Below are 2,479 nucleotides of genomic sequence, written 5' to 3' on the forward strand. Positions count from 1 at the left end.
CCGGTGCCCGGCACCGACCCGGCCGGCAGGTCGTTCTCGGCCATCAGCTTGGCCGCAGCCGGCATGGCGATCCCGCTCGGGGCCATCGGGACGCCCGTCTTCGGCGTGGCCTGAGCCGCGACCTCGGGCGGCACTCCCGGCGTGGAGCCCGGCGCAGGTTCGGCGGGCGGGACGCTGCGGATCTGCATCGCCCCCGACACCGCTTCCTGCCCCTCGGTGTCGATCTTGGCGATCACCTCGTCGGCAATGCAGCTGTCGCCGTCGTTCTTGATCACCTGGGCGAGCACGCCGGCGGCCGGCGCCGGCACCTCGAGCACGACCTTGTCGGTCTCGATCTCGATCAGGATCTCGTCCATGGCCACGGCCTCGCCGGGCTTCTTCTTCCACTGCAGCAGCGTGGCCTCGGCCACCGATTCCGACAGCTGCGGAACCTTCACTTCGATCAAGGACATCGGATTTTCTTTCTTGTTCGGTGGGTCCGTCTCACTTGCTGAGGACGAAGCCCTTCAGCTTGCCGAAGGCCTGCTCGAGCAGCGCCTTCTGCTGCTCCTGGTGCAGGTGCGCATAGCCGACGGCCGGCGACGAGGACGGTGCCCGGCCGGCGTAGCCGAGGCGCTGCCCTTCTCCCATGTTCTCGTGGATGTAGTGCTGCACGAAGAACCAGGCCCCCTGGTTCTGCGGCTCGTCCTGGCACCACACGACCTCGGCCAGGTTCGGGTACTTGCGAAGCTCGGCGGCGAAGGCCTTGTGCGGGAACGGATAGAGCTGCTCGACGCGGACGATCGCCACGTCGGTGTTCCTGCGCTCGGAGCGCTGCTTCACCAGGTCGTAATAGACCTTGCCCGAGCAGGCGATCAGCCGCTTGACCTTCTCGGCGCTCACCTCGGCCGAGGTCTCGCCGATCACCGTCTTGAAGTCGCCCTTGGTGAAATCCGAGAGCGGCGAGCTCGCGTCCTTGGCCCGCAGCAGCGACTTCGGCGTCATGATGATCAGCGGCTTCCTGAACATGCGCACCATCTGGCGGCGCAGGACATGGAAGATCTGGCTGGCCGACGTCGGCTGCACGACCTGCATGTTGTTGTCGGCCGAGAGCTGCATGAAGCGTTCCAGCCGCGCCGACGAGTGCTCCGGACCTTGCCCCTCGTAGCCGTGCGGCAGCATGAGGGTCAGGCCGTTGGCCCGGCCCCACTTGACCTCGCCGGAGGCGATGAACTGGTCGATCACGACCTGCGCACCGTTGACGAAGTCGCCGAACTGCGCCTCCCAGATCACGAGCGTGTTCGGCTCGGCGCTGGCGTAGCCGTACTCGAAGCCGAGCACCGCCTCTTCGGACAGGAGCGAGTCGATGACGACGAACGGCGCCTGGCCGTCGGCGACGTGCTCGAGCGGTGTGTACGTGCCTTCGTCCCACTTTTCCCGGTTCTGGTCGTGCAGCACGGCGTGGCGGTGCGTGAACGTCCCGCGCGAGGAGTCCTCGCCCGACAGGCGCACGGCATAGCCGCTGGCGACAAGCGACGCGTACGCCAGGTGCTCGCCCATGCCCCAGTCGACCCGGATCTCGCCGCGGCCCATGGCGGCGCGGTCGGCGATCACCTTCTCGACCAGCGGGTGCACCTTGAAGCTGGGCGGGATCGTCGTGATCCGCTCCGCGAGGCGCTTGACCTCGGTCAGCGGCAGCGCCGTGTCCGCGGCGTCGGTCCATTTCTTGCCCAGGAACGGCGCCCAGTCGACCGCGTACTTGCTCTTGTAGTTCGTGAGCACCGGGTCGTAGCTGCTCTTGCCGGCGTCGAGCGCAGCGCGCGTGGCCTTGACCATCTCGTCGGGACCGTCGGCCGCGAGCACGCCCTGCACCACGAGCTTGTCGCCGTACAGCTTCCTCGTGCCCGGGTGCTGGGCGATCTTCTTGTACATCAGCGGCTGCGTCATCGCCGGCGTGTCCTGCTCGTTGTGGCCGAGCTTGCGGAAGCAGACGATGTCGACGACGACGTCCTTGTTGAACTCCTGTCGGTAGTCGAGCGCGATCTGCGTGCAGAGGACCACCGCCTCCGGGTCGTCGCCGTTCACGTGCAGCACCGGCGCCTCGATCATCTTGACGACGTCGGTGCAGTAGAGCGTCGAGCGAGAGTCGCGCGGGTCCGAGGTCGTGAAGCCGATCTGGTTGTTGATGACGACGTGGACAGTGCCGCCGGTGTAGTAGCCGCGTGTCTGCGCGAGGGCCAGCGTCTCCATGACCACGCCCTGCCCGGCGAACGCCGCGTCGCCGGGCACTATGATCGGCTGCACGGGGGCGCCAGGCTTGTCGCCGCGCGGGTGGTGCCGCGCATTTACCGCGCGTTCAACGACCGGGTTGACGATCTCCAGGTGCGACGGGTTGAAGGCCAGGCTCAGGTGCACCGGCCCGCCCGGCGTGGTGATGTCGCTCGAGAAGCCCTGGTGGTATTTCACGTCGCCCGACGGCAGGTTCTCGGGCGCCGTGTGG

At 67.5% G+C, this 2,479-nt stretch carries 2 protein-coding genes; both read right to left on the bottom strand.

What is annotated here, in order from left to right; translation table 11 throughout:
- Positions 1-452, bottom strand: a 452-nt coding sequence (locus AC30N0_RS02330) for a biotin/lipoyl-containing protein (protein WP_489516328.1), incomplete at its 3' end; no start/stop codon positions are given.
- A gap of 31 nt (positions 453-483) precedes the next feature.
- The coding region (locus AC30N0_RS02335; protein WP_489516329.1) for a 2-oxoglutarate dehydrogenase E1 component at positions 484-2,479 on the bottom strand (1,996 nt) is incomplete at its 5' end.

This window comes from Rhizobacter sp. (genome assembly GCF_031412495.1).
Lineage (GTDB): Bacteria > Pseudomonadota > Gammaproteobacteria > Burkholderiales > Burkholderiaceae_C > Schlegelella_A.